General features: G+C 72.1%; 21 protein-coding genes and 9 pseudogenes. 25 read left to right on the top strand and 5 right to left on the bottom strand.

From position 1 onward, the window contains the following. Nucleotides 1-67: 67 nt before the first annotated feature. From G5V59_RS14345 to rplQ, 10 genes and pseudogenes are all read left to right on the top strand, one after another. Nucleotides 68-1426: a hypothetical protein gene (locus G5V59_RS14345; protein WP_278256911.1), complete on the top strand. Its 1359-nt coding sequence runs from the start codon at nt 68-70 to the stop codon at nt 1424-1426. Beyond that, nucleotides 1416-1970 carry a hypothetical protein gene (locus G5V59_RS14340; protein WP_278256910.1) on the top strand — a complete coding sequence of 185 codons (555 nt, stop codon included), beginning with the start codon at nt 1416-1418 and terminating at the stop codon, nt 1968-1970. The genes G5V59_RS14345 and G5V59_RS14340 overlap by 11 nt, the downstream gene beginning before the upstream one ends. A 167-nt stretch (nt 1971-2137) precedes the next feature. Beyond that, nucleotides 2138-2361, top strand: a pseudogene (infA, locus tag G5V59_RS14335) (translation initiation factor IF-1). A gap of 44 nt (nt 2362-2405) precedes the next feature. Beyond that, nucleotides 2406-2519: a 50S ribosomal protein L36 gene (gene rpmJ, locus G5V59_RS14330; RefSeq protein ID WP_008361054.1), complete on the top strand. Its 114-nt coding sequence runs from the start codon at nt 2406-2408 to the stop codon at nt 2517-2519. Between the two features lie 199 nt (nt 2520-2718). Further along, nucleotides 2719-2823 carry a 30S ribosomal protein S13 gene (rpsM, locus tag G5V59_RS14325; protein ID WP_278256909.1) on the top strand — a complete coding sequence of 35 codons (105 nt, stop codon included), beginning with the start codon at nt 2719-2721 and terminating at the stop codon, nt 2821-2823. 69 nt (nt 2824-2892) lie between these two features. Further along, nucleotides 2893-3099 carry a 30S ribosomal protein S13 gene (gene rpsM / locus G5V59_RS14320; RefSeq protein WP_278256908.1) on the top strand — a complete coding sequence of 69 codons (207 nt, stop codon included), beginning with the start codon at nt 2893-2895 and terminating at the stop codon, nt 3097-3099. A 59-nt stretch (nt 3100-3158) separates the two neighbouring features. Continuing rightward, entirely contained in the window at nt 3159-3560 is a 402-nt protein-coding gene (gene rpsK, locus G5V59_RS14315) for a 30S ribosomal protein S11 (protein ID WP_056750442.1), read from the top strand. A gap of 32 nt (nt 3561-3592) precedes the next feature. After that, nucleotides 3593-4205 (top strand): annotated as a pseudogene (gene rpsD, locus G5V59_RS14310) (30S ribosomal protein S4). Nucleotides 4206-4340: 135 nt separating this feature from the next. Continuing rightward, nucleotides 4341-5369: pseudogene (locus tag G5V59_RS14305) on the top strand (DNA-directed RNA polymerase subunit alpha). A gap of 200 nt (nt 5370-5569) precedes the next feature. Continuing rightward, nucleotides 5570-6168, top strand: a pseudogene (rplQ, locus tag G5V59_RS14300) (50S ribosomal protein L17). Nucleotides 6169-6191: 23 nt separating this feature from the next. Here rplQ and G5V59_RS14295 read toward each other — a convergent pair. Next, a complete protein-coding gene (locus tag G5V59_RS14295) occupies nt 6192-6752 on the bottom strand; it encodes a hypothetical protein (RefSeq protein ID WP_278256907.1) in 561 nt (186 codons plus the stop codon). Between the two features lie 59 nt (nt 6753-6811). Between G5V59_RS14295 and G5V59_RS14290 the strand changes: the two are divergent. From G5V59_RS14290 to G5V59_RS14270, 5 genes and pseudogenes are all read left to right on the top strand, one after another. Next, nucleotides 6812-7039: pseudogene (locus tag G5V59_RS14290) on the top strand (4-hydroxy-3-methylbut-2-enyl diphosphate reductase); the annotation flags it as partial. Nucleotides 7040-7043: 4 nt separating this feature from the next. Continuing rightward, a complete protein-coding gene (locus tag G5V59_RS14285; RefSeq protein ID WP_341350942.1) occupies nt 7044-7502 on the top strand; it encodes a hypothetical protein in 459 nt (152 codons plus the stop codon). Continuing rightward, nucleotides 7478-7549, top strand: a pseudogene (locus tag G5V59_RS14280) (hypothetical protein); the annotation flags it as partial. The gene G5V59_RS14285 and the pseudogene G5V59_RS14280, both read left to right, overlap by 25 nt. 283 nt (nt 7550-7832) lie before the next feature. Beyond that, nucleotides 7833-8456, top strand: a pseudogene (locus G5V59_RS14275) (L-threonylcarbamoyladenylate synthase). A gap of 86 nt (nt 8457-8542) precedes the next feature. After that, complete coding sequence (locus G5V59_RS14270) at nt 8543-9073, top strand: hypothetical protein (protein ID WP_278256905.1); 531 nt, start codon at nt 8543-8545, stop codon at nt 9071-9073. A 56-nt stretch (nt 9074-9129) separates the two neighbouring features. On the opposite strand, the gene G5V59_RS14265 is transcribed toward G5V59_RS14270, so the two are convergent. Then, nucleotides 9130-9573, bottom strand: coding sequence for a DUF6542 domain-containing protein (locus tag G5V59_RS14265; protein ID WP_278256904.1), 444 nt, complete (start codon nt 9571-9573; stop codon nt 9130-9132). 41 nt (nt 9574-9614) lie between these two features. Further along, nucleotides 9615-10694 (bottom strand): annotated as a pseudogene (gene ugpC, locus G5V59_RS14260) (sn-glycerol-3-phosphate ABC transporter ATP-binding protein UgpC). Between the two features lie 125 nt (nt 10695-10819). Here ugpC and G5V59_RS14255 point away from each other — a divergent pair. The 10 genes and pseudogenes from G5V59_RS14255 (at nt 10820) to G5V59_RS14205 (ending at nt 19537) form a co-directional block, all read left to right on the top strand. Next, on the top strand, nt 10820-12508 hold the full coding sequence (locus tag G5V59_RS14255; RefSeq protein ID WP_278256903.1) for an ROK family protein: 1689 nt from the start codon (nt 10820-10822) through the stop codon (nt 12506-12508). Nucleotides 12509-13115: 607 nt separating this feature from the next. After that, complete coding sequence (locus G5V59_RS14250) at nt 13116-13781, top strand: hypothetical protein (RefSeq protein ID WP_278256902.1); 666 nt, start codon at nt 13116-13118, stop codon at nt 13779-13781. A gap of 47 nt (nt 13782-13828) precedes the next feature. Next, nucleotides 13829-14212, top strand: a complete 384-nt coding sequence (locus G5V59_RS14245) for an ABC transporter permease subunit (RefSeq protein WP_278256901.1) — start codon at nt 13829-13831, stop codon at nt 14210-14212. A 5-nt stretch (nt 14213-14217) separates the two neighbouring features. After that, nucleotides 14218-14742, top strand: a complete 525-nt coding sequence (locus tag G5V59_RS14240) for a hypothetical protein (RefSeq protein WP_278256900.1) — start codon at nt 14218-14220, stop codon at nt 14740-14742. Continuing rightward, complete coding sequence (locus G5V59_RS14235) at nt 14739-15059, top strand: carbohydrate ABC transporter permease (RefSeq protein WP_278256899.1); 321 nt, start codon at nt 14739-14741, stop codon at nt 15057-15059. Before G5V59_RS14240 ends, G5V59_RS14235 begins: the two co-directional genes overlap by 4 nt. 442 nt (nt 15060-15501) lie before the next feature. Then, a pseudogene (locus G5V59_RS14225) lies at nt 15502-15594 on the top strand (glycoside hydrolase family 3 N-terminal domain-containing protein); the annotation flags it as partial. 67 nt (nt 15595-15661) lie between these two features. Then, complete coding sequence (locus G5V59_RS14220) at nt 15662-16477, top strand: glycoside hydrolase family 3 N-terminal domain-containing protein (RefSeq protein WP_278256898.1); 816 nt, start codon at nt 15662-15664, stop codon at nt 16475-16477. After that, nucleotides 16474-17379: an ROK family protein gene (locus tag G5V59_RS14215; protein WP_278256897.1), complete on the top strand. Its 906-nt coding sequence runs from the start codon at nt 16474-16476 to the stop codon at nt 17377-17379. Before G5V59_RS14220 ends, G5V59_RS14215 begins: the two co-directional genes overlap by 4 nt. A 365-nt stretch (nt 17380-17744) precedes the next feature. Then, entirely contained in the window at nt 17745-18473 is a 729-nt protein-coding gene (locus G5V59_RS14210; protein WP_341350941.1) for an amidohydrolase family protein, read from the top strand. Then, nucleotides 18473-19537 carry a glucosamine-6-phosphate deaminase gene (locus tag G5V59_RS14205; RefSeq protein WP_278256896.1) on the top strand — a complete coding sequence of 355 codons (1065 nt, stop codon included), beginning with the start codon at nt 18473-18475 and terminating at the stop codon, nt 19535-19537. The genes G5V59_RS14210 and G5V59_RS14205 overlap by 1 nt, the downstream gene beginning before the upstream one ends. On the opposite strand, the gene G5V59_RS14200 is transcribed toward G5V59_RS14205, so the two are convergent. Both G5V59_RS14200 and G5V59_RS14195 read right to left on the bottom strand, forming a co-directional pair. Continuing rightward, nucleotides 19511-20074 carry a hypothetical protein gene (locus tag G5V59_RS14200; protein WP_278256895.1) on the bottom strand — a complete coding sequence of 188 codons (564 nt, stop codon included), beginning with the start codon at nt 20072-20074 and terminating at the stop codon, nt 19511-19513. The two genes, G5V59_RS14205 and G5V59_RS14200, sit on opposite strands and share 27 nt — an antisense overlap. After that, nucleotides 20017-21540, bottom strand: a complete 1524-nt coding sequence (locus G5V59_RS14195; RefSeq protein WP_278256894.1) for a GGDEF domain-containing protein — start codon at nt 21538-21540, stop codon at nt 20017-20019. Before G5V59_RS14195 ends, G5V59_RS14200 begins: the two co-directional genes overlap by 58 nt. Between the last annotated feature and the right edge of the window lie 60 nt (nt 21541-21600).

Here is a 21600-nt window from a genome sequence, read left to right as displayed (position 1 = left end):
CGCCGAGCAGAGCCGCGGCAAGGGCCACGACCCGGCGTTCATCACCGCCGCGGACACCTTCGACACCGTGCGCGACGGCTGCAACTCCGCGATCGACTGGGTCAACGGCGTCGCCGACAGCGTGGGCCTCGGGCGACCGATCGCGACCCTGCCGACCAAGAGCCTCGACCAGTACGTCGTCTACCCGCTCTCGGGCGACTACCTGCGGATCAAGCAGAACGCCGAGGCCTGCCGCACCTTCGGCAAGGCCATGCAGACCTGGGGCCACAACTTCGGCGTCATCGGTCTCAACCAGGCCCTCGCGGTCGGCGGCAGGGTCGGCGTCTCGATGGGCGCGCAGGCTCGGCCTCTACGACCTCGCCGTGCGCGGCATGGGCGGGGTGGTGTCGAAGGGCTCGGTCGTCTTCGACTACGTCGCCCGGGTCTCGGAGAAGATCGCGATCCGTGTCGAGAAGGCGCTGGTCGAGCTCGGCGAGCGCCTGCTGCGGCTCTCCTCAAGCTTGCTGCGCTGGGGTCGCGGCTGGTTCGGTGCGCTGTCGCTGGCCAAGGACCTCATCGACAAGGGCGTCGGCGCGCTCACCGAGGTGATCGACGACGTCAAGTACGTCATCGACGCGATCAACGCCTGCTTCGACCTCAAGGACGCCGTCGAGGCGTGGTGCCGCACGCAGGGCGAGCGGTTGAAGGCGTTCAAGGAGATCCTGGAGTTCGTCCAGGGCGCTCCCGGGGGTGCAAGCTTGGGCACGCCGCTGGGCGAGGCGCCGGACATCGACCCCGCCAAGATCAAGAAGACGATCGAGGACATCGTGCCGGAGTTCGGCAAGGACGGTGGCGCGGCCGAGAAGGACCTCGACGCGGCGACCAGTGGCCTGGTCGAGGACTCCGGCTACACCGACCCCGCCGACTGCGCACCCGCCGGCGGCGGGAACACGCCCCGGCCGCCGGGCTGGACCCCGGAGAACGGCGCGCCCGGCTGGATGATCACGACCGACACCAACGACGACCCCCTGCCCGCCCGATGACCGGGCACTACGACGCCTCGGCGGCCGGGCCGGACGACCGCCCGCCCAGCCTCATCGACCTGGAGTCGGTCGACGTCGACCGGAGGCTGATGGACGTCCTGGAGGCCGTCGACGAGCTGGCGGCGTCCGGCGAGGAGCGCCGGCTCGCCGAGGGGATCGATCCCGAGACGGCCGCGCTGCTCGATGCCATCGCGGGCGCCGAAGACGCGCCCCTGACCCTGCGCTCGCTGCACCAGCGGGTCCACGAGGGGCGGATGACCTGGTCCGAGGTGTGGGCCCGCCCCTCCGACTACGACGACGGCAGCCGCCTGATCTTCGCCGCGATGTCCGCGCAGGGCCGCGGGCTGCACGCGGAGGTTGCCCGCCTGGCCCAGGACGACGACGGGACCGGGAGTGCGCGCTGAGACTCGCCGCCGCGGTCGCGGTCGCGGTCCTCGGCCTCGCCGCCTGCTCGGACGACACCGACCCCCTGCGGCGCCGGCTCCCACCGCCACGACGTCGCAGGCCGCGCTCGCCTGCGAGCGGGTGCGGGGTGCCGACCTGAGCACGTGGCTCGGCGTACCGCTGGAGGTGGCGGCGAACCCGACCGACGGCGGCGGCACCGGCTGCTCCGCGCAGCACCTCGGCGACGTGCTGGTCCAGGTGCAGTGGTCCCGGGTCGACGGCGCGGACAGCCTGGAGATGGCCGCCGGCCAGGTGTTCGCGGGACGGAGCCCGCGACCCACCGTCGAGGAGACCACCCTGCCCGGGGGCGCTCCGGCGCGGACGGTCGTCACCGAGGACCCGGGTGCCCAGGTCCAGGTCGACCTGGTCACGATGTCGGACGGCGACGGGCTGCACGTCCTCGTCTCGGCCGGCAGCACGACCGGGAGGCTGAGCATCACCCGCGCCCGGCTCGAGGGCGCCGCCACGAGGATCGCCGCGGCCTACGCGGACCCGGCCGGCTGAGTGCGGGCTCTCGTCGATTGGGTTTCGTCTCTCACTTACCCATAGACTGGCGTGTCGGTCCAACGTGGGTTCCGTGTGTGGTGCACGAGCGCACGAGGTCCACTCCGCTCCCGCGGAGAGGTTCCCGGGCCGAACGGTAGACATCATCCCCGAGCAGATTGTGAGACATGGCGAAGAAAGAAGGCGTCATCGAGATGGAGGGCTCCGTCGTGGAGGCCCTTCCGAACGCCATGTTCCGCGTGGAGCCTGAGCAACGGCCACAAGGTCCTTGCCCACATCAGCGGCAAGATGCGCCAGCACTACATCCGGATCCTCCCCGAGGACCGCGTAGTGGTGGAGTCTCTCGCCGTACGACCTCTCCCGGGGACGGATCGTCTACCGCTACAAGTGACGCCCACCGGCATCACTTCCCGCCACTAGCAAGAAAGGGCTGACATGAAGGTCAACCCGAGCGTGAAGAAGATCTGTGACAAGTGCAAGGTGATCCGTCGCCACGGCCGCGTCATGGTGATCTGCGAGAACCCTCGCCACAAGCAGCGCCAGGGCTGAGCCGAACCGGCCGAGCGCGTCTCCGGACGCCGCCGGCCCAGGCCCGGCGCCACAACTGAATACCTCATCAACGTGATCGCTTAGCCGTCGTACGACGGCGAACCACCTCCGGAGCGGATGGCCGGAGCCTGGGCACCACGAACAACCGCCCGGACGCATCACGACCACACCACCGTGATCCATCGAAAGGAAGCCACTCATGGCTCGCCTCGTCGGAGTCGACCTGCCGCGCGACAAGCGCATCGAGGTCGCTCTCACCTACATCTACGGCATCGGCCGTACCCGCGCCCAGCAAGCTTGCTGAAGGCCACCGGCGTCAGCCCGGACCTTCGCGTCCACGAGTCTGGGTGACGAGGAGCCTGGTCAAGGCTCCGTGACGAGATCGAAGCGAACTTCAAGATCGAGGGTGACCTCCGTCGCGAGGTCCAGGCCGACATCCGTCGCAAGATCGAGATCGGCAGCTTACCAGGGTCGCCGTCACCGCATGGGCCTTCCGGTCCGCGGTCAGCGCACCAAGACCAACGCTCGTACCCGCAAGGGCCCGAAGCGCACGGTTGCCGGCAAGAAGAAGGCCAAGTGATCGATCGCCTCGTGCGATCTCACTGAGCCTCACGACCAGTTCCTGTTAGGAGATAGCGAATGCCTCCCAAGGCTCGCGCGGGTGCCAAGAAGGTGCGCCGCAAGGAGAAGAAGAACGTCGCTCAGGGCGAGGCCCACATCAAGAGCACGTTCAACAACACGATCGTCACGATCACCGACCCGACCGGTGCGGTGATCTCGTGGGCCTCTGCCGGCACCGTCGGCTTCAAGGGCTCCCGCAAGTCCACCCCGTACGCCGCTCAGATGGCCGCCGAGGCCGCGGGTCGCCGGGCGATGGATCACGGCATGAAGAAGATCGACGTCTTCGTCAAGGGCCCGGGCTCGGGCCGCGAGACGGCGATCCGCTCGCTGGGTGCGATCGGCCTCGAGGTCGGCACCATCCAGGACGTGACCCCCGCCCCGCACAACGGCTGCCGCCCGCCGAAGCGCCGCCGCGTCTGACGCGCACGACAAAGACTTAGAGGAGAACCGACATGGCCCGTTACACCGGACCCCTGACCAAGAAGTCGCGCCGTCTCGGCGTCGACCTCGTGGGTGGCGACGCCGCCTTCGAGAAGCGCCCCTACCCGCCGGGCCAGCACGGCCGCGCGCGGATCAAGGAGAGCGAGTACCGCAACCAGGCTCCAGGAGAAGCAGAAGGCCCGTTACACCTACGGCGTCCTGGAGAAGCAGTTCCACAAGTACTACGTGGAGGCCGCCCGTCGCCAGGGCAAGACCGGCGACAACCTGGTCCAGCTTGCTCGAGTGCCGCCTCGACAACGTGGTCTACCGTGCCGGCTTCGCCCGCACCCGCCGCCACGCCCGCCAGCCTGGTGACCCACGGTCACTTCCTGGTCAACGGCAAGAAGGTCGACATCCCGTCCTTCCAGGTCACCCAGTACGACATCATCGACGTGCGCGAGAAGTCGCTCGAGATGACGCCGTTCATCGTGGCCCGCGAGACGCACGGCGAGCGGATCGTCCCGGCCTGGCTCGAGGCGCTCCCGACCCGCATGCGGATCCTGGTGCACTCGGTGCCCGTGCGCGAGCAGATCGACCTGCCCATCCAGGAGCAGTCTCATCGTGGAGTACTACTCCAAGAAGTGATCGCCAGCCCGTCCCGGCCGCCTCTCCACGAGAGGATGCCGGGGCGGGCACGCGGCACCCCGCAGTCCCTCTTCTCCTGTTCGCAACAGGCTCTGGGTCCTCATATAGCGGTCGACCCGGAAAGGAAAGAAACCAGTGCTCATCGCACAGCGCCCCAGCCTCTCGGAGGAGAGCGTCGACCAGTTCCGGTCGCGCTTCGTCATCGAGCCGCTCGAGCCCGGCTTCGGCTACACGCTCGGCAACTCGCTTCGTCGTACCCTCCTCTCCTCGATCCCCGGTGCCTCGGTCACGAGCATCAAGATCGACGGAGTCCTCCACGAGTTCTCCACGATCGACGGCGTCAAGGAAGACGTCACCGAGATCATCCTCAACCTCAAGGGCCTCGTCGTCTCCTCCGAGCACGACGAGCCGGTCACCATGTACCTGCGCAAGTCGGGTGCCGGTGACGTCACCGCCGCGGACATCGCGCCGCCGGCCGGTGTCGAGGTGCACAACCCCGACCTGAAGATCGCCACCCTGTCGGACAACGGCGAAGCTCGAGCCGGAACCGTCGTCGAGCGCGGTCGCGGCTACGTCTCCGCCGTGCAGAACAAGGGCGCCGACAACGAGATCGGCCGGATCCCGGTCGACTCCATCTACAGCCCCGTGCTGAAGGTGACCTACAAGGTCGAGGCCACCCGTGTCGAGCAGCGCACCGACTTCGACAAAGCTCGTCATCGACGTCGAGACCAAGCCGTCGATCCTGCCCCGCGACGCGATCGCGTCGGCCGGCAAGACGCTGGTCGAGGCTCTTCGGCCTGGCCCGTGAGACCAACGTCGAGGCCGAGGGCATCGACATCGGCCCGTCGCCCGTCGACGAGCAGACTCGCCGCCGACCTCGCCCTCCCGGTCGAGGACCTGCAGGCTGACCGTCCGGTCCTACAACTGCCTCAAGCGCGAGGGCATCCACACCGTGGGTGAGACTCATCAGCCGCTCGGAGCAGGACCTGCTGGACATCCGCAACTTCGGCGCGAAGTCCATCGACGAGGTCAAGGCCAAGGCTGCACGAGATGGGTCTGTCCCTCAAGGACAGCGCTCCGGGCTTCGACCCGTCGGCGGCCCTCGCCAACTACTCCGACGACGAGGACGACGACGAGTCGTTCGTCGAGGACGAGCAGTTCTAGTCGGGCCGAGCGTGTCGCCGCCGGAACGAGCGGGCAGCAAGCTCGCCATCGGTCCGGCTCCCGGCACGCTGCCGGCCTCGCAGTTGGCTTCCGTAGGACGACCGTCCGCACGGCGGCAAGACCCAGTGAAAATCCCCGGTACCTAGTACGGCCGGATCTACGCCCGGTACCTCGTACGGCCGGGGAGAAACGAGAGAGCAATGCCCAAGCCCAAGAAGGGTCCCCGCCTCGGCGGTGGCGCCGCGCACCAGCGCCTCATCCTGTCGAACCTGGCCACCGCGCTCTTCGAGCACGGCAAGATCACGACGACCGAGGCCAAGGCGCGCACCCTGCGTCCGTACGCCGAGAAGGCTGATCACCAAGGCGAAGAAGGCCCACGCCGGCGAGAACCCGCTGCACCAGCGCCGCGAGGTCCTCAAGGTCATCCGGGACAAGGGTGTCGTGCACACCCTCTTCACCGAGATCGCGCCGACCTTCGCCGAGCGCCCGGGCGGCTACACCCGGATCACCAAGATCGGTCCGCGCCAGGGTGACAACGCGCCCATGGCCGTGATCGAGCCTGGTGACCGGTGAGTTCACGCCCTCCGCGCCGAAGGCGGAGAAGGCTGCTCCGGCGGCCGAGGTCAGCAAGCCGGCCGAGGACGCCCCGGCCGAGGTCGAGGCTCCGGTCGAGACCGGCGAGACCGAGGTCGTCGACACCTCCTCGACCGACGTCGAGACCGCCGAGGCCGAGACCGAGGTCACCGAGGAGGCTCCTTCCGAGGAGACCGCCGAGGAGTCCGACGAGGACAAGGCCTGAGCGAAGGCTCTACCGACGGCCCGTCACCCGCGAGGGTGGCGGGCCGTCGTCGTTCCCGGGGCCCATCGTCCGCCAGCGGCCGCACAGGCCGCCATCGCGGCGAGCACCGGGAGCAGGCGCCAGCACCACGAGAGCAGCCCCGGCCCGAAGGTGTCCTGGTCGGCGGCGCTCGCCCGGGCAAGCAGCATCTGGACGAGCACCACGGCCGGAGCCACGAGGATCCCGCGTCGCCACGGCCCGTCGAGCAGTGCCACGCCCCACGCGGCGACCAGCACCGGGCTCACCAGCAGCGCCTCGAGGAGCAGCAGGGGAGAGGTCGCGTCGATCCAGGCGCTCGCGGCGAGGGACTCGACGAGCGCGCGGGCCACGAAGTGCAGCGGGACCGCGGTCAGCGCGAGCGCGGCGGCAGGCACCCGCCGGTGCGGTCGCGGCTGACGAGGGCCAGCCAGCCGGCGTACAGCACGACGGGGAGGCTGGAGCGCCGCCTCCGGGGGCCCGGAGACGTCGACGCCGTCCGCGCTGGCGCACCACACGTGCAGCACCAGGTCGCTCAGCAGGACGATCGCGAGCAGCAGGCGGGACACCCCGGCAGGGTGCCACGCGCGAACTCGGCTGCGGCGGTGCCGGTCCGTAGACTGGGCTCATGAGCATCGACCTGGGTACGCCGCGCCTGCTCGAGGACAGCGAGCGTGAGGTGCTGCTCGCCGCCCCGCGCGGCTACTGCGCCGGCGTCGACCGGGCGGTCGTGACGGTGGAGCAGGCGCTGGACCTCTACGGCGCGCCGGTCTACGTCCGCAAGCAGATCGTCCACAACAAGCACGTGGTGTCGAACCTGGAGTCGCGCGGCGCGATCTTCGTCGAGGAGACTCACCGAGGTGCCGCCGGGCGCGACCGTCGTCTTCTCCGCGCACGGGGTGTCCCCGGCCGTCGTCAGCGAGGCCGCCGAGCGCGACCTCAAGACCATCGACGCCACCTGCCCGCTGGTCACCAAGGTGCACCGCGAGGCCGTCCGCTTCGCCGCCGACGGCTACACCATCCTGCTGATCGGGCACGCCGGTCACGAGGAGGTCGAGGGCACCGCGGGCGAGGCGCCGGAGCAGACCGTCCTGGTCGAGCACCCCGATGACGTCGCGCGCCTGGAGTTCCCGCCCGACGCCAAGGCTCGCCTGGCTCTCCCAGACCACGCTGAGCGTGGACGAGACGATGGAGACCGTACGCCGCCTGCGGGCCAAGTTCCCCCAGGCTGGAGGACCCGCCGAGCGACGACATCTGCTACGCCACCCAGAACCGCCAGGTCGCGGTCAAGGAGATCGGTGCGGCCGCGGACCTGGTGATCGTCGTCGGCAGCGCCAACTCCTCGAACTCCGTGCGTCTCGTGGAGGTCGCTCTCGAGGCGGGCGCCAAGGCGTCGTACCGCATCGACGACGTCTCCGAGACTCGACGAGTCCTGGCTCGACGGCGCCGCGACCGTCAGCGTCACCTCGGGCGCCTCGGTCCCCGACCACCTCGTCACCGAGGTGCTGGCCTACCTGGCCGAGCGCGGCTACCCCGACGCCCGCGCCGTGCAGACCGCCGAGGAGACGCTCGCCTTCTCGCTGCCCAAGGAGCCTGCACCGCGACCTCAAGGCCGCCGGGCGCAGCACCAAGACCGCCGTGCGGCTGTGATGGCCCGCTACCTCGACGTCCACCCGGACAACCCGCAACCGCGACTGCTGCAGCAGATCGTCGCCGCACTGCGCGACGAGGACGCGCTGATCGCCTATCCGACGGACTCCGGCTACGCGCTGGGCTGCCGGGTCGGCAACCGCGACGGCCGCGACCGGATCCTCAAGATCCGCGGGCTCGACGACAAGCACCACTTCACCCTGGTGTGCCGCGACTTCTCCCAGGCTCGGTCAGGCTGGTGCACGTCGACAACGCCGCCTTCCGCGCGATCCGCGCGGCGACGCCCGGGCCCTACACGTTCATCCTGCCGGGCATGCCGGAGGTGCCGCGGCGGCTGCTGCACCCGAAGAAGAAGACCGTCGGCGTGCGCATCCCCGACCACACCTTCGTCCAGGCGCTGCTCGCCGAGGCTCGGCGAGCCGCTGCTGACCTCCACCCTGATCCTGCCCGGTGAGACCGAGCCGCGGACGATGGGCTGGGAGATCAAGGAGGACCTCGACCACGAGGTCGACATCGTCGTCGAGGCAGGGGAGACCCCGGCCGAGCCGACGACCGTGGTCGACTGGTCGGAGGGTGCGCCGGAGGTGCTGCGCCGCGGCGCGGGGGATCCCGACCGCTTCTAGGGCGTCCCGGACGGGCGTCCGCTTTCTCGGTCGGATGAGGGCCGCCGCCCTTGGCGCGCCGGGCCGCCGGTGTGAGGCTGCCGAGCATGAACCCCGCCTCCCCCCGGGCGCTGGCCACCGCCGCGCTCGCGGTCGCCGTCGTCGCGACCGCCGCTCCCGCTTCCGCGACCGACCCGTACCGGCCGGGCGGAGGACCGTCCCTGCGGATGGTCGTCGGCGGCGCGGGCGCGACCTTCTCCTCGCCGGGCGTGACGGCGACCTGCACGACCTTCACCCTCGGCGGCGTCGTGGAGAACCCGGGGACGCCCCGGGCCCACTCGGTGCGCGCCGGCTACCTGAGCACGCTGAGACTCGTCGGGTTGCGGTACGACGACCCTCACCCCGACCGGCACCTGGAACGTGATCGTGCCGGGCGACGCCGCCGGAACCGTGTGGCCGATGGTCCTCGCCAACGCCTCCGCGCACGGAGCGAGCAGCGGCTGCGCCTTCGACGTCACCGGGACCATCAACGGTGCGTTCAACACGACCACCCAGCAGTTCAAGGCGGCGACCTCGACACTGACGATCAGCAACGTGGTCGGTCCGCTGTGCGCGCTGCTCGACGTCCAGGCCGGTGACCCGGTCGCGGTCGCCGGCACCTGGACGAACACGCCGCCGATCGGGTCGGGCCCGCTCACCCTGACGCACTGAGCACTGTCAGCGCGGGTGGGTCGCCGCCCACTGCCGTCGGACGGCGAGCAGGCCCAGGCAGGCGGCGTACCCCAGGGCCAGGGCCGATCGCGTGGCTCGACAGCCCCGACACGGTGGCCTGGACGACGCCGTCGGTGGCACGGGCGACCGCCTCGGGACGGCTGATCGCGAGCAGGACGACGACGCCCAGCATCGCCAGCGGCGGGAAGACGCCGACGGGGAAGAAGTCACTCGGGCGGACGGCGAGCGCGAGCCCCACGCTGAGCGTGACGAAGACCAGGTCGAAGAAGAGCCCGAGCCGGTCGGAGAGCAGCAGGTCCAGGACGGCCGCGGTGATCAGCAGCGCCGCCGCGAGCCGCAGCACCGCGGGGGCGCGGCGGTTGCCGGCCTCCCAGAGGGTGGCGGGCCGGGTGTGCACGGTGCTCACGTCCCCCACGCTAGGTCGTGGAGGGCCCCGTCCCGGGGATTTCAGCCCAGCCGTCGCCCGGTGGTGCTGTCGAAGACGTGCGCCGCGCCGGCCGGTACGGCGAGGTGGAGCACGTCGTCGGCCGCGACCTGCCCCCGTTCGGGCACCCGGACGGCGACCGCCGCCTCGCGTCCGCCGAGGTCGGCGGTGCCGTGGGCGAAGCCCTCGGAGCCGAGCTCCTCGACCAGGTGCACCCGCATCGCGATGCCCTCGCCGGGTGCGGCCAGGCGCCACGCCTCGGGACGCACGCCGAGGGTGACCTCGGCGGTGAGCGCCGCGGCCGTGGCGGGGTCGAGAGGGACCTCGTGGCCGCCGAGGTGGACCCGGCCACCGTCGACCCGGCCGGGGAGCAGGTTCATCTGCGGGGAGCCGATGAAGCCGGCGACGAAGAGGTTGGCAGGCCGGTCGTAGAGAGCGAGCGGGCTGTCGACCTGCTGGATCTCGCCGCGGTTCATCACCGCGACCCGGTCGCCCATCGTCATCGCCTCGACCTGGTCGTGGGTGACGTAGACCGTGGTGACGCCGAGGCTGCGCTGCAGCCGGGCGATGTCGCTGCGGGTCTGCACCCGCATCTTGGCGTCCAGGTTGGACAGCGGCTCGTCCATGCAGAAGACCTGCGGCTCGCGCACGATCGCCCGGCCCATCGCCACCCGCTGGCGCTGGCCACCCGACAGGGCGCGGGGCTTGCGGTCGAGCAGACCCGGTCAGGCCGAGCAGTGCGGCGGCGTCCTCGACCCGGCGCTCGCGCTCCTCGCGCGGCGTCCGGGCCATCTTGAGGGCGAAGCCGAGGTTCTCGCGCACCGTCTTGTGCGGGTAGAGCGCGTAGGCTCTGGAAGACCATCGCGATGTCGCGGTCCTTGGGGGCGAGCCGGGTGACGTCGCGCTCGCCGATCAGGATGCGGCCGGCGTCGACCTCCTCCAGGCCTGCGAGCATCCGCAGGGTGGTGGTCTTGCCACAGCCGGACGGGCCGACGAGCACGAGGAGGCTCGCCGTCCTCGACGACCAGGTCGATGCCGGGCACGGCGGGGGACTCGGCCCCGTCGTACCACCGCTGGGCGGCCTCGAAGGTGATGCGGGCCATCGCTGCTCCTGCCGGGTCGGGGCCACCGAGGTGTGACCTGGATCGCACGGAATGCTTGCACCTTATATGTAAGTATGGTGAACTAACAAACATGTCCTGGCGCAGTCCCACCTCGCAGGCCCCGCGTGACCGGATCAGGCTCCGGCGGGCCGACTCCCGTCGCCACCACCGCGCGATGCTCCTGCAGGAGGCTCTTCGCCGACGGTCCCGCCAGCCGCGCGGACCTGGCACGCAGCAGCGGCCTGACCCGGGTGACGGTCTCGGACCTGGTCGCCGAGTCGATCGGCGAGGGCCTGCTGGAGGAGCTCGGCGCACCCGTCGAGACCCGGGTCGGCAAGCCGCCCACGCTGGTCGGGCTGGTGCCCGACGCCAAGCAGGTGGTCGCCATCGACCTCTCCGTCGACGACCAGGTCGTCGGCGCCGTGCTCACCCTCGCCGGCGAGGTCGTGCTGCGCGACGCCCGGCCGCTCGACGGGCGCCGGGGCGCCGAGGCGGCCGCTCTGGTCGAGGAGTTCGCCGCCGACCTCGCCGGACGCAGCAGCCGTCCGCTGCTCGGTGTCGCGGTCGCCACGCCCGGCGTGGTGAGTCCCGAGGGCGTGGTGCTCGACGCACCCAACCTGGGCTGGCGCGACGTACCGCTCGCGGAGACGCTGGGTGCCACCCTCGACCTGCCGGTGTACGTCGCGAACGACGCCAACACCGCCGTGATGGGGGAGTACACCTTCGGCGGGGGCGGCGAGGGTGGGCTCCTGCTGCTCCGGCTCAGCACCGGCGTCGGCGCCGGGCTGGTGCTCGGCGGCGCGGTGCTCCACGGCAACGGCGGCGCCGCGGGCGAGATCGGCCACGTCCAGGTCGACCCCGCCGGCGAGACCTGCGGCTGCGGGCGGCCCGGCTGCCTGGAGACCTTTGTCGCGGTGCCCCGGCTGCGCCGCCGGGTCGCCGACGGCACCGCCGACGAGGTGCTCCGCGACGCCGGCGACCGGCTCGGCCAGGGCGCTCGCGCCGGTCGTGGCCACCCTCAACCTCGCCGAGGTCGTGCTCAGCGGCCCGGCCGACCTCGTCGAGCCCCTGGCGTCGTACGCCGAGGCGGCCGTCCGGGACCGGGTCATGCCGGTCTCCTCCGCCGGCTTCGCCGTCCGGGTCTCGACCCTCGGCGACGACGGCGTCCTCGTCGGTGCGACCGGCGTCGTCCTCTCGGGCGAGTCTCGGCGTCTCCTGACCCCCCGCATCACCACCAAGAAAGATCGAAGGGAACTAGCTGTGCGAATCAAGAAGACCCTGGCGGTCGCGGCCACCACCGCGCTCCTGGCCGCAACCGCCGCGTGCGGCTCGGAGAACGACGGCGACAGCAAGGACGGTGGGCCGGCGAAGGCCGACCTCGTCGTCTGGCTCAACGGAACCGACACCCCGCAGCCGGCCCGGGACTGGCTGAAGAAGACCTTCGAGGAGCAGAACCCGGGCTCCACCCTGACCATCGAGCAGCAGGAGTGGGAGGGCCTCGTCGAGCGGCTCACCACCGCGCTGACCTCGGCGGACCAGACGCCCGACGTGGTCGAGGTGGGCAACACCCAGGCACCGACCTTCACCACGGTCGGCGCGTTCAGCGACCTGACCGGCGACCTCGACGACCTCGGCGGCGACGACCTGCTGACCGGCTTCGTCGAGGGGGCCACGGTCGACGACAAGACCTTCGCCGTGCCGTACTACGCCGGCTCGACCTACGTGTTCTACCGCAAGGACCTCTTCGCCCAGGCCGGGATCACCGCCGTGCCGACCACGATGGAGGAGTTCACCAGCGCAGCCGCGAAGGCTGAAGCAGAAGAGCGGCAAGGCCGACTTCTCCGGCTACTGGCTGCCCGGCAAGGACTGGCGCGACGGTGCCGCCCTGCTCTGGGACGCCGGCGGCGACTTCGCCGCGCCGGACGGCGACGGCTGGAAGGGCACGCTCTCGACCCCGGAGTCACTTGCCGGGCTCACCGCCTTCCAGGACTTGTACGACGCTGCGTCCGGCGCCCCCGCCGACGCCAACGAGTCCGACCCGGTCACCCCGTTCTGCGCCGGCAAGATCGGCATGATGTCGCGCCCCGGCTGGGTCTACGGCATGCTCACCGACCCGAAGAGCGGCTGCCCGAAGGCTCGCCAAGCAGGTGGGCGTCTTCGCCCTGCCCGGCTCCGACGGCGGTCCCGCGCCGGTGCTGCTCGGAGGGTCCGACCTGGCCGTCTCGGCGAAGTCGCCCAACCAGGCGCTGTCGCGCAAGGTGCTCGACCTCATGCTCAGCGAGGACTACCAGACCATCCTGGCCGAGGCCGGGCTGACGCCCGCCAAGCAGTCGCTGGCCACCAAGGCTCGGTGACGACGAGTTCGCGAAGGCCACCGTCGAGGCGGCGTCGAACGCGAAGGCTGACCCCGGCCGCGGCTGCATGGGCCACGGTGGAGGGCAAGTTCGTGCTGGAGGACCTCTACAGCGAGATCGCCCAGGGTGGCGACGTGAAGAAGCTCGCCGCCGAGGCCGACGACAAGATCACCGCCGAGCCTCAACTGACCCACGGGTCAACCTGACTGCGACGCCCGGCCGGACCGAGACCGGCCGGGCGTCGTACCGGAGAGGAGAAGACGTGGCACGCGGTTCCGCACGCCGCTCGTCGCTGCCGTTCGGCCTGGTGCTCCCGGCGACGCTGGTCCTCGGGCTTGCCCTGGGCTACCCGCTGGTGCGCCAGGTGGTGCTGTCGCTGCAGGAGTTCGGCCTCGCCCAGCAGTTCGGGCAGGCGCCGACCTGGATCGGGCTCGGCAACTACCGCGACCTCCTCGGAGACGGAGAGCCTGTGGCCGGTCGTGGCGCGCACCGTCGCCTTCTGCCTCGTCAACGCCGGGCTGACCTTCGGCATCGGGCTGGGCCTCGCGCTCTTGATGACCCGGATGAGCAAGGTGACCCGCGTGCTCACCCAGTGCGGGCTGCTGCTCGCCTGGGCGATGCCCGTGGTCGCGGCGATGACGGTGTGGCAGTTCCTCTTCGACACCGAGTACGGCGTGGTCAACTGGCTCCTCAGCGCGCTCGGCGGCGACTTCGAGGGCCACAGGCTGGCTGATCGACCCGTGGTCCTTCTTCTTCATCGCCACCGTGGTCGTGGTCTGGATGAGCGTGCCCTTCGTCGCCTTCACCCTGTACGCCGCGCTCACCCAGGTCCCCGAGGACGTCGTCGAGGCCGCACAGATCGACGGCGCCGGGCCGCGGCAGCGGTTCGTCCACGTGGTGCTTCCGTCGATCCGCTCGGTGCTGCTCGTGGTGGTCCTGCTGCAGGTGATCTGGGACCTGCGCGTGTTCACGCAGATCTACACGCTGCAGAAGGCCGGCGGGATCAGCAAGGACACCAACCTGCTGGGTACCTACATCTACACGCTCGGCATCAAGGGCGGCGACTTCGGCATGGCCGCCGCGGCCGCGATGTTCATGCTCGTCCTGACGATCGTGCTCACCGCGCCGTACGTCCGGATGATGCTCAAGCAGGAGGAGGACTGAGGCGCATGGCTCGCAAGACATCCCTCCCGGCGCGGATCGGCGCCGACGCGATCGGCGTGCTCGTCTTCCTCGTCTGCGTCTTCCCGGTCTACTGGATGGTCAGCCGCTCGTTCCTGCCGCGCAACCGGATCAAGGGCGAGCACCCCGAGGTGGTGCCGACGCACGGCACCCTCGACAACTACCGCCGCGTCTTCGCCGACGGCTCGTTCACCGACGCGCTGGTGACCAGCCTGACGGTCACCCTGCTCACCGTGACGGTGGCGCTGCTGTTCGCCTTCCTGGCGGCGGTGGCGGTGAGCCGGTTCCGGTTCCGCGGGCGTCGTACCTTCATCCTGGCGCTGCTCGTCATCCAGATGATCCCCGCCGAGGCGCTGTTCATCAGCCAGTACAAGATGCTCGACGGGATGAGCCTGCTCAACTCCGTCGTCGGCCTCACCCTCGTCTACGTCGCCAGCGTGCTGCCCTTCACCGTGTGGACCCTGCGCGGCTTCGTCGCCGGGGTGCCGCGGGGCTCGAGGAGGCCGCGATGATGGACGGCTGCTCGCGCACCCAGGCGTTCTTCAAGGTCACCCTGCCGCTGCTCGCACCCGGACTGGTGGCGACCGGCGTGTTCGGCTTCATCCAGGCCTGGAACGAGTTCACGCTCGCGGTGGTGGTGATGACCGACCCGTCGAAGGAGACCCTGCCGGTGTGGCTGGTGGCGTTCACCGACTCGCGCAGTCGCGGGGTCGACTGGGGCGCGATCATGGCGTCCTCGACCCTGATCACGATCCCGGTGATCCTCTTCTTCCTCGTCGTCCAGCGCCGGATGGTCTCCGGCATCACCGCGGGGGCGGTGAAGGGATGAGGGGCGTGGTCGCGGAGCCTGGCGCTGAGGGTCCAGGCTCGGCTCCTTCGCCGGACCGGCGCTGCCCCCGGAGTGGGGCGCCCTGCTCGACGAGGGCCTGGGCGGGATCTGCCTGTTCGGCTCGAACCTGCCCGGCGACCCCGCCTCCGTGCGCGCCCTGGTCGGTGCGATCCGTCAGCGGCGGCCACGGGCACTGGTCGCCACCGACGAGGAGGGCGGCGACGTCACCCGGCTGCACCGCGAGGACGCGAGCCCGGTGCCCGGTCCGGCCGTGCTCGGAGCAGCCGACGACCTCGACCTCACCGCGGCGGTCGGTCGTGCGGTGGGGGCGGAGCCGCGTCGTACGGCATCGACCTGGACCTCGGGCCGGTCGCCGACGTCAACAGCAACCCGGACAACCCGGTGATCGGCACGCGCAGGCTTCGGTGCCGAGCCGGACCTCGTGGCCCGCCACGTCGCGGCCTGGGTGAGAGGGCTGCAGTCCGCGGGCGTCGCCGCGTGCGTGAAGCACTTCCCGGGGCACGGCGACACGGCCCAGGACAGCCACCTCACCCTGCCGGTGCTCGACGCCGACCCGGCGACGCTGCGGGCCCGAGAGCCTGGTGCCCTTCGCCGCAGCCGTCGAGGCGGGCGCCGCGTCGGTCATGACCTCGCACCTGATGGTCCCGGCGATCGACCCGAGGCACCCGGCGACGCTGAGCGCGCCGGTGCTCGACCTGCTCCGCAGCGGGCTGGGCTACGACGGCGCGATCGTCAGCGACGCCCTGGACATGGCCGGCGCCTCCGGCGAGCGCTCGATCCCCGAGGCCGCGGTGGCGGCGTTGCTCGCCGGCGTGGACCTGCTCTGCACCGGGCCGGACAAGGATGCCGCGCTGGTGCGGGAGATCCAGGCCGCGATCGTGCGCGCGGTCCGCGTTGGGCGGCTGCCGCTGGAGCGGCTGGTCGACGCCGCCGACCGGGTGGACCGCCTCCCACGAACCGTGGCTCGTGGCACCACGAGCTCCGGCTCGTGGCACCTCGAGCCGCGACAGATGGTTGCGGTCGCCCGGCGGGCCTGCATCGTCGAGGGTCCGCTGCCCGACCTCACCGGTGCGGTGGTCGTGAGTGTCGCGACCGAGGCCAACATCGCCGTCGGTGCGGGACGTTGGGGAATCGACCCTGAGGTCACCGTGCGCGAGGGCGAGGCGCTGCCGGACGGACCGCTCGTGGTCCAGGTGCGCGACGGGCACCGGCGGCCGCAGGTGGCGGCGATGCTCGCCGCGGCCTCCGGACCCGTGGTCGTGGTGGAGTGGGGCTGGCCCGGTCCGCGGACCGGGTGGGAGGACGCACCGCACCCGCGGTTGTGCACCCGCGGCAACGGACGCCCGTCCATCGCCGCGGTGGAGGAGATCTTGCGAGAGGCAGGTTGGCAGCGGTGACGGGGTTGCTCGTGGGGCTGGACATCGGCGCCACCAAGATCCTCGGCGTGGTCGCGCGCCCCGACGGCGAGGTGCTCGCCGAGGTGCGCTCGGTCAGCCCGGCCGGCGGTGACGAGGTCGTCGCGGCGGCGGCCGGCGTGGTCGCGCGCCTGCGCACCGACTCGGGCCACGACCTCGACGGCGTCGTCGGTGTCGGGATCCCCGGCCTCGTCGACACCGAGCGAGGCACGGTGCGGCACGCGGTCAACCTCGGCGTGGACGACGGCTTCGCCTTCAGCGAGCGGCTCGGTACGGCGACCGGCCTGCGCGTCGTGCTCGACAACGACACCAACGCGGCCGCACTCGGCGTGGCGACCCTGCTCGGCCGGGACGACCTGGCCTACCTGAGCATCGGCACCGGCCTCGCCGTCGCCACGGTCCTCGACGGCGTGCTGCGCCGCGGTGCCCGCAACGCGGCCGGCGAGATCGGCCACATCCCGGTCGACCCCGCGGGTCTGGCGTGCGAGTGCGGGCAGGTGGGCTGCCTGGAGACGGTCGCGTCCGGCTCGGCGCTGGCCGCACGCTGGCCCTCCGCCGACACCCCACCGGCACAGGCGCTCTTCGACGCGGCCGCGACCGGTGACGCGAAGGCTGCTCGTGTGCGGGACGTCTTCGCGGCCCATGTCGCCGACGCCGTCCGCCTGGTCGCGCTGACGGTCGACCCGGAGGTCGTCGTCCTCGGCGGCGGAGTGGCGCACGTCGGCGAGCGGCTGCGGGTCGCGGTGGCGCACGCCCTGGCCGAGCAGGCCACCGGGTCGCCGTTCCTGGCCTCGCTGGACCTCGCCGGGCGGCTACGGCTGGTGCCGCGCGACGTACCGGTCGCGGCGCTCGGCGCCGCTCTCCTGGGGCGACGCGATGGCTGACCTGCTCGTCACCGGGGGATCGCAGGACGTGGCGATCGCCGACGGCCGGATCGTGGCGGAGGCCGAGCCCGGGACGCGGATCCTCGATGCCACCGGCCTCCACGTGCTGCCTGGCTTCCTCGACCTGCAGGTCAACGGCGCCGCCGGGATCGACCTGACCCGGGAGCCGGAGCGGCTGTGGGAGGTCGCTGCCGCGCTGCCGCGCTTCGGCGTGACGGCCTTCCTGCCCACGATCATCACCTCCGCGCCCGAGCAGCGTCAGCGTGCACTCGCCACGCTCGCTGCCGGGCCACCGGCGGACTGGTCCGGCGCGGTGCCGCTCGGGCTGCACCTGGAGGGGCCGATGATCGCGCCCGCGCGCAAGGGTGCGCACCCGGAGACCTGGCTCCGCCCGCCCGCGCCGGAGATCACCGACGGCTGGTCGCGCGCGGCCGGCGTCGCGATGGTCACCCTCGCACCGGAGGCTGCCCGGCGCGCTCGAGGTCGTGGTCGGCCTCGTCGCCCGGGGCGTGGTCGTCGCGGTCGGCCACACGGAGGCGACCCCCGCACAGGTCGCGGCCGCCGTCGCGCGCGGTGCCCGCGCCGTCACCCACCTCGGCAACGCGATGCCGCCGCTGGCCGGGCGCACGCCCGGACCGGTCGGCGCCGCCCTCGCCGACGGCAGGCTGGTCGCCGGAGTCATCGCCGACGGCCACCACCTCGACGACACCACCCTCGCGGCGTACGCCGCCGCGCTGGGCGACCGCCTGCTCCTCGTCACCGACACCACCGCCGCGCTCGGCACGGCCGACGGCCCGGCCCGGCTGGGGGAGCAGGAGGTTGAGGTCCGCGACGGCACCGTGCGTCTCGCCGACGGCACGCTTGCCGGCTCCGCCGCCGACCTCGGCCAGTGCCTGCGGGTGCTGCGCCGGGCGACCGGGCGCTCGCTCGCCGGCGCCGTCGCGGCCTGCACGAGCGTGCCCGCGGGCCTGCTCGGTGACGACAGCCGCGGCCGGATCGCCCCCGGCGCCCGCGGCGACCTCACCCTCGTCGACGACGACCTGCGCGTCGTCGCCACCGTCGTCGGTGGCCGGCTGCTGCACGGAGGCACCTGATGGAGATCGTCCCCCTCGAGACCGCCGAGCAGGTCGCCGTGCTCGCCGCCGACGTGCTGGAGACGGCCGTCCGCGCCCGCGGCGACGCGGTGCTCGGCCTCGCGACCGGATCGACCCCGCTGCCCACCTACCGCGAGCCTGGTACGACGCCACGAGGCCGGCTCCGGCCCGTCGTACGACGGCGTGCGGTGCTTCACCCTCGACGAGTACATCGGCCTGCCCGCCGGCCACCCGGAGAGCCTACCGCGCGACGATCGCCCGTGAGCCTGACCGACGCCCTCGGCATCCCGGCCGGCCGGGTGCACGGCCCGGACCCCGACCCGGACGCCCTGCCGACGGCGGGGGAGCGCTACGAGGCCGCGCTGGAGCAGGCCGGCGGCGTCGACGTGCAGGTGCTGGGCATCGGCAGCGACGGGCACCTGGCGTTCAACGAGCCGGGCTCCTCGCTCGGCTCGCGGACCCGGATGAAGACGCTCACCGAGGAGACCCGGCGCGACAACGCCCGGTTCTTCGGCTCGGTCGAGGACGTGCCGCGCCACGTGCTCACGCAGGGCCTGGGCACCATCCTGCGCGCCCGTCACCTGCTGCTGCTCGTGACCGGTCCGGGCAAGGCCGCCGCGCTGGCCGCCGCCGTCGAGGGGCCGCTCACCGCGTCCTGCCCGGCCTCGGTGCTGCAGGCTGCACCCGCACGTCACCGTGCTGGCCGACGCGTCGGCGGCGGGGGCGCTCACCCGGTGCGCCCACTACCGCGAGGTCTACGACGCCAAGCCCGCCTGGCAGGTTCTCTGAGTCACGCCGGCGCGAACCGGCTGCCCTCGCGCAGCCGGGCCAGCAGCTCCTCGGGCCGCATCGGCCGGCAGATCACCCAGCCCTGGATCCACTCGATGCCGAGGCTCCTCGACGAAGTCCCACTGCTGCTCGTCCTCGATGCCCTCGGCGACCATCGCGAAGCCGAGGTCGCGCAGCAGGTACGACACGTGTGCCAGCAGCCGCCGCTCGGGCGGGCTGTCCCCGACGACCAGGCTCCGGTCGAGCCTTCACCAGGTCCCAGGACCAGTGGTTGAGCAGGGCGTAGGTCGAGTAGCCCGCGCCGAAGTCGTCGATCGCCAGCGAGATCCCGGCCGTGCGCAGCCACCGCGCGATCTCGTCGATCTCGTCGGTCCAGCCGTCGAAGGCGCGCTCGGAGACCTCCAGCGCCAGCGACACGCGGTGCTCGGCGACCAGGTCGACGAGGGTCTGCAGCAGCGGGCTGTCGCGACGCAGGCTGGCTGAACTCGACGTTGACGGTGAGCAGGTGCTGGCGCCCGAGCAGTGCGTCGATGCGTCGTACGGCGTCGATGGCCTGGCGCGCGACGGTCTCGGTCATCTCGTCGAGCAGGTCGGCGCGCTCGGCGGAGTCGACGACGACCAGGGGGGGAGAGCCGGCCGAAGACCTGGTCCTCGCTGCGCAGCAGTGCCTCGACGCCCTCGAGCTCGCCGGTGCCGGTCGCGACGAGCGGGTGCAGGACCACCTCGAAGCCGCGCTCGTCGAGCAGGCGCTGGATCACCTCGGCCTGCTGCTCGGCCTTCGGGCGTCGCCTGCCGCGCTTGGCCTCGCGCATCCGCGCCTCGGCGCGGCGGAGCACCGAGTCGATGCTCTCCAGCCGGCTGTGCGAGACTCGCCACGCCGAGCGAGGCGGTGACCTGCAGGATCTGGTCCCCGACGGCCATCGGCTCCTCGACCAGCGCACGCAGGTTCCGCTCGAGTCTGCTGGGTCGCCGCGTCGTCGGGGCAGGTCGCCATCACCACGAACTCGTCGCTGCCGAAGCGGCACATCTCGACCTTCTCCGGCAGCCGGGTGCGCAGCCGCTCGCCGATCTCGCGCAGCACCAGGTCGGAGTCGAGGTGCCCGATCCGCTCGGTCAGCCCTGCGAACCCGTCGAGGTCCAGGAACATCACCACCATCCGCTGCTCGGCGCTGCGGCCCAGGCCGTGCGCCTCGACCTTGAGCCGGAACTGCGCGTAGGTCTGCAACCCGGTCAGGTCGTCGGTCGTCGCCTGGCGCAGCAGTCGCGACTGCTGGACCGCCTGCGTGCGCGCGGTGCTCGCCAGGCGGGCCAGCGAGCGCAGCAGCCCGGCCTCGCTGCGGTTGAACGGCAGGTCGCCGCGCGTCCGCTCGACCACCAGGTGCGTCCCGCCCTCCAGCGGGACGCTCAGCACGCCCGGCCCGGTGCCGGAAGCCGAGGCGATCCGTACGTCGCCGGCCCGGACCGCCGTCCGCACGAAGCGCACCAGCAGCGCGTCGATCTGCGGCCCGGGCCACGGCATGGCCTCTCCCGCCGCGGTCAGCGCCTCCACGCCGCGCACGTTCGCCTGCAGCCGCGCCATCAGGATCTGCGCCGTCACGAAGGCCGCCAGGCACCCCGCCCCGAGCAGCCCGGTGACCACCTTCGGGGTGTCGTTGTAGGCCGTCCGCAGCACCACCACGACGACGCACGCGAGGAAGAGGCCGCCGATCACGAGCCGCAGGTCGGAGCGTCGTACGCCGTCGAGGAGCCGGGCCGGAACGCCCCCCCGCGCGCAGCAGGCTCCAGGACCGCCACCGTCGCGCAGAACGCGACCGTCGCACTGAGCACCCGGTCCAGCGGCCACAGCCCGACGTCCACCCGGTGCGCGACCGCGACCATCGCCGCCCCCGCCAGCACCTCGACGCTGCCGCGCCCGATCCCACGCCGGCCGAAGAACGCGACATGGCTCGCCAGCACCACGATCGCCCAGCAGGGCAGGAAGAGCCTGCGGCTCGCGCAGGTCGTAGGCGAACAGGATCGCCGGTGCCGTGCTCGCCCGCAGCGCGCCGGACGCGGACTCCACGACCATCCCGAACCGGATGAGCACCGGCACGCACGCCAGCGCCACCAGACTGAACGGATTCCACTCGGGCGCGGTCAGGTCGTGGACCCACGCGGTCCCGGCGATGACCGCGACGGCCGCTGCGAGCAGGGCCAGGTCGAGGCCGGGCGGGCGCTCGACACGGCCCGCGCGGCGGCTCATCACCACCCCGCGCCGAGGAACCCGAGCGGCCGGCACATGCACGCATTACCCCTGCGGGCAAGGACGCAGACGCAGGTCCGGGAGGCCATCTCTCCA

It is taken from the genome of Nocardioides convexus (assembly GCF_011090295.1).
This window is presented reverse-complemented; position numbering and strand designations above follow the sequence as displayed.